Origin of the sequence: Kitasatospora sp. NPDC059747 (assembly GCF_042732955.1) — a bacterium.
In the GTDB taxonomy this organism is placed as follows: domain Bacteria; phylum Actinomycetota; class Actinomycetes; order Streptomycetales; family Streptomycetaceae; genus Kitasatospora.
Map to the genome: position 1 here is coordinate 1 of NZ_JBHWGV010000217.1, position 7,688 is coordinate 7,688.

A 7,688-nucleotide genomic window follows, 5' to 3' on the forward strand; every position below is an offset into this window, starting at 1 on the left:
CCCCGGGGGCGCCCGGCGGGCCGGCCGGCGGCGCGGGCGGTGCCGGCGGGGCGGACGGTGCCGGCGGGACCTGCGGCGGCAGCGGGGCGGCCGGGGAGCCGATCACCGGGAGGTCCGGCAGCGTCGGTTCGTAGTCCGGGTCGTCCTCCGGGTCCGGCCGCGCCCCGGCCGGGGTGATCACCGGCAGGTCGAGGGCGGTCGGGGTCTGCTCGACCTCCTCGGGGTCGGGCCGGGCGGGCGGGTCGATCGGCAGGACGGCGACGGTGATGTTGTCGTGGCCGCCGGCCGCGACCGCGAACCTGACCAGGGCCTGGGCCGCCGCGAGCGGTTCGGTCCGGGCGTCCGGCCGGACGTAGTAGGCGAGGTCGGTGGCGGCCTCGGCGTAGTTCCACAGGCCGTCGGTGCAGACCAGCAGCACCCCGGGGACGTGCGGGGTGAAGTCCAGCGTGTGCGGGACGACCTCCTCGGCGTCGGCGCCGAGCCAGCCGGTGATCGCGTGGGCGCGCGGGTCGGCGTAGGCCTCGGCCTCGCCCATGAGGCCGGCCTCGACCATCCGGGCCGCCCAGGAGTCGTCCTGGGTGAGCCGGAAGGGCTCGGCGGCGGCCCGGTCGTCCGGGATCCAGTAGGCGCGGGTGTCGCCGACCCAGCCGATGGTGACCCGGCCGCCGGCCGCGATGGCGCTGACGTAGGTGCAGGCGGGCGCGTTGAGGTCGGGCCGGGCGGGCCCGGCGCCGGCCCCGGCGAGGTCGGCGACGGCCTTGGCGGCGTCGGCGATGGCCCGGCGCATCGCGGCGTCCGGGTCGGTGCCGGCCTCCAGGGCGCTGAGCAGCGACTCGGAGGCGGCGTCGACGGCGGTCTCGGAGGCCTGGTCCGGGCGGTCCGAGGAGGAGACGCCGTCGCACACGACGGCGACGACGACGGGCTCGCCGCCGGGCAGCGAGGTCGCGGCGACGGTGAAGGAGTCCTCGTTGCGGTGGTGGCGCACGCCGCGGTCGCTGACCCCGGCGACGCCCGCGAGGGCCTTCTCCATGTGGTCGCGCGGGCGCGGCTGGGCGCCGCCGCAGGCCTCGCAGTAGCCGTCGGCGCCGACCTGCGGCAGGCCGCAGTGGACGCAGACCGGCCCGTGCTGCTGCGCGGGGACGGACTCGGCGCGGGGGGAGGCCCAGCCCGCGGGCATCGCGCCCGGGGCGGGCCGGCTGTCCCGGCCGGTCCCGCAGGCGCCGCAGAAGGCGTCCTCCGGGGCCAGCGGTTCGGAACAGCTCGGGCACACGGTCTGCTGCGGCATCGGTTACACCCACGTCCTGGGGCGGGCGCGGTTGGCCCGTTCCACCATCTCGATCCTGGTCTCGGCCCGGTCTGCCAACCGGGCGAGTACCCGGTAGGACTGTTCCAGGGCGAAGCGCAGTTCCCGCTCGTCGGCGGGTCGTCCCAGCACCGTCGGCCGTCCGCCCTGGCCGGCCCCGGCGGAGCCGGCGGTGACCCAGCCGAGGGCGGCCTGGAGCACCTCGACGGACAGTTCCTCGCGCCGCCGGTCGTCCAGCCGCAGGGCCGTCAGCTGGTCGGAGCCGGCCGCGAGGTCGGCGCCGATCGGCTCGGTCGCGGCGCGCTCGCGCAGCCGGGCGCGGACGGCGGCGATGCGGGCGGCGGTGTACTGGCTGGAGGTGGCCGGGACGGACTCCAGGACGCGGACGGCGTCCGGCCGCATCCCGTCGTCGAGGCGGACCCGGGCGAGGCCGAAGGCGGCGCTGAGGTAGGACTGGTCGGTGGTCCAGACGAGCCGGTAGAACTCGGCCGCGTCGCCGCCGTCGCCGAGCAGTTCGGCGCAGATGGCGAGGGCCAGCTTGGGGGCGCTCTCGCCGGGGAAGGCGTCGTAGACCGCGTCGAAGGCCTCGGCGGCGGCCCGCAGGGAGGCCTCGTCCGGCTCGCCCGCGCTCGCGTCGGCTCCGGCGGTGGCGCCGACGAGGGCGGTGAGGCCGCGGTACCAGACGACCCGCCAGTCGTCGGAGTGGTCCTGCTCCAGGGTCGCGAGCGCGGCCAGGGCCTCGCTGTGGCGGCCGAGTTCGAGCAGGGCGCGCAGTTCGCGCAGGCGGCGTTCGGCGGAGTCGGCGGGGGCGCCGGCCAGTGCGGCGAGCGCCTCCTGGGGGTCGGTGGCGAGCAGGGTCGCGAGGAAGCCCGCGTTGGGGTCGCCGGGGTCGACCCGGGGGACGGGCAGCGCGAGGGCGGCGGCCGCCGGGTCGAGCTCGGCCACCCTGAGCTGTCCGGTCTGCTCGGTGGGCAGCACCAGCTCGGTGTCGACGACGCGCAGTTCGGGCCCGAACAGGGTGGAGAGCGCGGGCCGGGCCCGGCCGTCCTGGAGGGCCAGGACCTCCCGCAGCACGCCGGTGAGCTGGTCGGCCATCTCCTCGGCGGAGGCGAAGCGGCGGGCCGGGTCGGGGTCGGTGGCGCGGACCAGGAAGCGGTAGTACGACTCGTACGTCGCGAAGACCTCGACGTCCTCGGGGCCGGGCAGCGTGTCGCGGTAGGTGGTGCTGTAGCCCTGGAAGTCGAAGGTGAGCACCGCGAGGGTGCGGGCGACGGTGTAGAGGTCGGAGGCGGGGGAGGGGCCGAGGCTCGCGATCTCGGGGGCCTGGTAGCCGACGGTGCCGTAGATCGGGCCGTCGTGGTCGAGGCGGCAGACCGCGCCCATGTCGATGATCTTGAGCGCGTCGCCGCTCTGGATCACGTTGTCGATCTTGAAGTCGCAGTAGATCAGGCCCCGGGCGTGCAGGTACCCGAGCGCCGGCAGCGCCTCCAGCGCGTACGCGATCCCCACCTCGACGGGCAGCGGCTCGCGCCGGCCGTCCGCGGTGCGGCGGTCGTTGGCGATGTCCTTGAGCGACTTGCCGCCGACGTACTCCATGACGATGTAGCCGTCGGTGGAGCCGGAGCCGATGTCCAGGTGCTCGGCGAAGTTGATGATCCGGACGATGTTCGGGTGGTCCACCTCGGCGAGGAAGCGCCGCTCGGCGACGGCCGCGGCCAGCGCGTCCTCGTCGCCGGTGTTCAGCAGGCCCTTGAGGACGACCCACTTGTCGTTGACCCGGCGGTCCACCGCGAGGTAGATCCAGCCGAGGCCGCCGTGCGCCAGGCAGCCCACGACCTCGTACTGGCCGCCGACGAGGTCCCCGCGGCGCAGCTTGGGCGTGAACGAGTACGGCGTGCCGCACTTGGTGCAGAAGCCGTCCGGGCGGCCCGGACGGCCGTCCTTCTCCCGGCCCACCGGCGCCTCGCACTTGGCGCAGAAGCGCTTGCGCTCGGGCACCTCGGGGTTCTCCAGCACCGCGAGGGACGGGTCGGCCGTCTCCACGGTCGGGACGGTCACCAGGCCGGCGCCGAGCCGGCTGCGGGTGCCCGCGCTGACGCTGCCGCGGGTGCTGCGCACCGAGACCGAGCGGCTGCTGCCGGTGCGGGTCGAGCGGTGCGAGCGGGAGCGGCCGGACATCGAGCGGGCGGAGCCGGTGCGGGCCGAGCGGACGGAGTTGCCGGTGTCCGGGGCGACCCGGGCCGAGGGCACGTACGGCTGGGTGGTGCCGGTCTCGCCGCCGGGCGCGGTGAGGCCGCACTCGTCGCAGTAGCCGTCCGCGTCGATCGTGCCGGAGCAGTCGCGCGGGCAGGGGGCGCCGGGGCCCGCCGCCGCCTTCGGGGGCGCGGCGGCCTTCGCGGAGGTGGTGCCGGCCACCGGGGCCAGCCCGCACTCGTCGCAGTAGCCGTCGGCGTCGATCGTCCCGTTGCCGGTGCAATCCGGCCGTGTGCACGCCTCGCCCATCAACCTCAGCCCCCCTGTACCTGTCCGTCGACCGGCGTCTGGCCGGCCTCCTCGTGTGCGGACTCGGCGTGCGCCGGCCGCAGCGACTGCTGGAAGCGGGCCACCGCGGCGGCCGCCGCCCGCAGGTCGCAGGGCGCGCTCCACAGCAGCCAGCGCGCCTTCTCGTACCGCTCGATCACTTCCGGGTCCTCGGACACCCGCAGCCGGGCGGCCATCGCCTTGTAGGCGTCCAGCCGGCCGCGCAGTTCCGCCCGCACGGCGAGCGGCTGGGTGACCTCGGTCAGCGACTGGCGGGCGCGGGCCAGCTCCTTGGCGGCCGCGTCCTCCAGCGCGTCCAGCAGCGGCGCCAGCCGGCCCCACTGCCCGGCCTGCCGCAACTCCAGTGCCACGACGATCCGTTCGCGCAGCGCCGAGGCCGGGCCCGGTACCGCGGGGACGTCGCTGGCGGCTATCTTCGCCAGCACCTCGCCGCGCGCCCGGCGGGCCTCGCCGAGCGTCGCGTCGGCCCGCTGGAGCAGGTCGCCGACGCCCTGGAGGCGCTCCTCGGCGTCGTCGCGCAGCCGCAGCAGGTTCTCCAGCTCCAGCCGCACGCCGTCCAGCGCCCGCCCGGCCCGGTCGAAGCGCTCGGTGTCCACCACCCCGGACGGGGAGGCGAACGCGCCGCCCTCCGGCACGGTGCCGCGCTGGGCGGGCACCCGGGCCGGGCGCCACAGCGCGAGCGGGTCGCCGCGCACCTCGGTGCGCAGGGCCGTCAGGTCGGCTTCCAGTCCGGCCAGGTCGTCGCCCAGCGGGTGGGTGGCGGCGTGGACGCCGAGCGAGGCGGCGAGCGTGCGCACCCGGTGCAGTTCTGCGAGCAGCAGGTCGATCCTGGCCGGCAGCGCGGACCACACCGCGTCGGCGGCGCTGACCACCTCCAGGACGGTGGCGTACCAGGAGTTCATCCTCGCCATCAGCGCGTCCAGGCTGACCCGCTCGACCAGCTTGGCGGGCGCGCCGAGCAGCTGCGGCCCGTCCGGCAGCGCGCCGCCCGGGACGGTCACCGCGTCGCCGGTCAACAGCTCGCTCAGCTCGGCGAGTTCGGCCGAGCCCGGCTTGGCCTTGCGGGCCCGCACGGCGCGCGCGGAGGCGAGCGCCTCGGAGTACCGGTCGAACAGCGCCCACAGCAGCGGCAGGCCCTTCCCGGCGACGGCCCAGCGCTCCTGCGTCCGCCCGGACAGCTCGGCGCCGTCCAGCAGCCGCAGGCCCGGGTGGTCCTGCAGGGCCAGCAGCGCCGACTCGACCGCGTCGCGCTCCGCGCCGAGGCGCGCGAGCGCGCGGTCCACCTCCTCCCGGTTCAGTACCGGGCCAGCAGATGCCACCGCCGTCCATCCTTCCTTCACCGACCCGGCCCTGACGGGCTGCGGATCTCCCCGTGCACGACGGGTCTCCCCGTGGTGATCGTCCCGAACCCTAGCCGGTGCTCCTTCGGGCGGAGCGGGCGCGGGGCGTCAAGACGGCGTCAACGGCCCGCGTGCGGGCCGTGGCCGCCCGGCGGCCCTCCGGATGGCCGCCGGAGGGCCGTCGGCGGCCGTTCCTAGTGGGCCGTCGCGCCGGGCCAGTAGTGGTCGGCGTCGTTGAGCATGTACGGCTTGAGCCACCGCTCGTACGAGCTGCGCCAGGCACCGCTCGCGTAGTAGTCGGCCAGCACCTGGTTGACCCGCGCGGTGAGATCGGGGCTGCTCTTGAGCATCGCGACGCCGATGACCTCGGGCTGCGCCTCGCCGTCCACGATCCGCACGGTCTGGTCCTGGGCGGCCTGGCCGGCCGCGAGGCCGTCGTCGGTCATCGTGGCGTCGACCTTGCCGAGCTGCATGAGGACCAGGCAGTCCAGCTGGTTCTCCACCGGGACGACCTGCTTGGCGGTCTTCTTGACGTCCTTCAGCACCGTCGCGGCCGTGGAGCCGTTGGCGGCGCACACGGTCTTGCCGGTGATCGCGTCGTCGAGGTTCTTCGCCGGGGACGACCGGGGCACCAGCACCCGCTGGGTGATGTTGAAGTACGGCTTGGAGAAGGCCACCTGCTCCATCCGCTGGCAGTTGATCGTCATGGTGCGGACGATCAGGTCGACCCGGCCCTTCTGGATGGCGTCGACCCGGTCGGCCGTCGCCACCGGCTTGAGGACGACCCTGTTCGGGTCGCCCATGATCGCCGCACCGATCGCGCGGGCGAGGTCGATGTCGAAGCCCTCGATCTGGCCGGTGTTCGGGTTGCGGGCGCCCCAGCGGAAGCTGTTCTGGTCCACGCCGATCACCAGGCTGCGCTTGGCCTTGACGGCCTTCACCGCCGGGCCGTCCTCGGTGCTCGGCGGGACGCTGCCGTAGATGTCGCAGGGCCCGGCCTGCGCGGCCTGTGGTGCCGGCGGCGACAGCGGTGCCGCCTCCGCCGCCAGCGGTGCGGCGCCGGACGGGCCGCCCCCGCCGAGCACGGCCGCGCAGGACGCCAGCAGCGCCAGCGCCGTCACCGTGCGGGTCCGTACGGTCCCCTTGCGCATGTGTCCGTCCCCCCTCTACCGGTACTCGGCCAGTCGGCGGCCGAGGCCGCGCAGCGCCGCCACCGCGGCCAGCAGGCCGAGGACGGCGGCCGCGGCGGCGGTGGTGCGCAGGTCGCCGTCGGTGCCGTCGGCGGCCTTGTGGAACTCCTGCTGCTCGGTGTCGGCGGCCTTCGCGAGCTGCAGGTCGGTCGCGTTGAACGCGGCGTCGGCGGTCCCCGGCGCCTTCGCCGGGTCGGCCGTCACCGTCGCGTCCAGGGCGCCCTGGTAGTCCGCGTCGTCGGTCTCCAGCTTCTTCGCCGTGTCGTGCCGGGAGGACCACGAGTCGAACTGCTGGGCCGCCTCGCCGACGGTGTCCCGGGCGGACGCCGGCGCCAGCCGGAACGCCTCCGGCAGCGAGCCGGGCCGGGACTCCTCCGGGGTGCCCGCGGGCACGGCCTGCGCCAGGTGCGTCGTCGTCGCGGACCACAGCTCCGCGTACTTGGTGGTCGAACCGCGGGCGACGTAGTGCAGGTTCTCCGCCAGGCGGGCCGTCAGCACGTCCACCCGCGCGGTGTTGAGGGCGCGCAGCGGGGTGGCGCCGAGGCGGTCGCTGTCGTCCAGGGAGGAGCTCGTGGTGGCGCCGGTGACGGCGAGCCAGAGCGCGCCGGAGAGGACGGCGGCGGTGGCGCCCAGCAGGCCGACGTTGAACACCCGGTTGGTGCGGCGGAACAGCACCACCTGCACCCAGACCAGGGCGCCGAGGGTGAGCACCCCGAGCGCGTACCCGGCCCAGGGGGCGGACTTCGCCTCCTCGTAGTCGTTCGAGAGCTCCTTGTTCTCGAACGCCGTCAGCTCGGCGGCGGCCGGCAGCAGCACGTTGCGCATCTGGTCCGAGGCGTAGCGCAGGTAGGCGCCGCCGAGCGGGAAGCCCTGCCGGTTGTCCGCCCGCGCGCTCTCCACCAGGCCCGCGTAGACGGGCAGTTGCTGGTTCAGTCGGGCCAGCGAGCCCTGCGCGGGGGAGGAGGACGTCGTCCGGGCGGCGGCCTCGGCGATCAGCCGGGCGGCCGTCGAGAGGTCCTGCTCGTAGCGGTCCCGGACGGCCTTCGGCTCGGTGCCCGCGAGCAGGAAGCCGGTGGCCGCGGTGGTGTCCGCGTCCGCGAGCGAACGGTGGATGTCCGCCGCCGCCTGGCTCAGCGGCTGGCTGTACGACACCACCCGCTCGGCCGCCTGCGCCCGGCTCTCCAGCTGCCACGCGCTCAGCCCCCCGAACGCCACGGTCAGCACCGCCAGCACCGCCCCGGCCAGCCGCAGCCGGCCCGGCGCGGTCCGCGCGGCCCGCGCCAGCCGGGCCTTCGCGCCCGCCGGCGACAGCGC

General features: G+C 75.9%; 5 protein-coding genes. All 5 read right to left on the minus strand.

Going from position 1 to position 7,688, the window contains the following annotated elements:
• A partial coding sequence (locus ACFV4G_RS42460; protein WP_380448844.1) for a protein phosphatase 2C domain-containing protein occupies nt 1-1,285 on the minus strand: 1,285 nt, incomplete at its 3' end.
• Between the two features lie 3 nt (nt 1,286-1,288).
• On the minus strand, nt 1,289-3,805 hold the full coding sequence (locus tag ACFV4G_RS42465; protein WP_380448847.1) for a tetratricopeptide repeat protein: 2,517 nt from the start codon (nt 3,803-3,805) through the stop codon (nt 1,289-1,291).
• Between the two features lie 5 nt (nt 3,806-3,810).
• Nucleotides 3,811-5,163 (minus strand): hypothetical protein, encoded by a 1,353-nt coding sequence (locus ACFV4G_RS42470; RefSeq protein ID WP_380448849.1) that lies wholly within the window; start codon nt 5,161-5,163, stop codon nt 3,811-3,813.
• Nucleotides 5,164-5,378: 215 nt separating this feature from the next.
• A complete protein-coding gene (locus ACFV4G_RS42475) occupies nt 5,379-6,335 on the minus strand; it encodes a glutamate ABC transporter substrate-binding protein (RefSeq protein WP_380448852.1) in 957 nt (318 codons plus the stop codon).
• A 15-nt stretch (nt 6,336-6,350) separates the two neighbouring features.
• Nucleotides 6,351-7,688, minus strand: a 1,338-nt coding sequence (locus ACFV4G_RS42480) for a hypothetical protein (RefSeq protein WP_380448855.1), incomplete at its 5' end; no start/stop codon positions are given.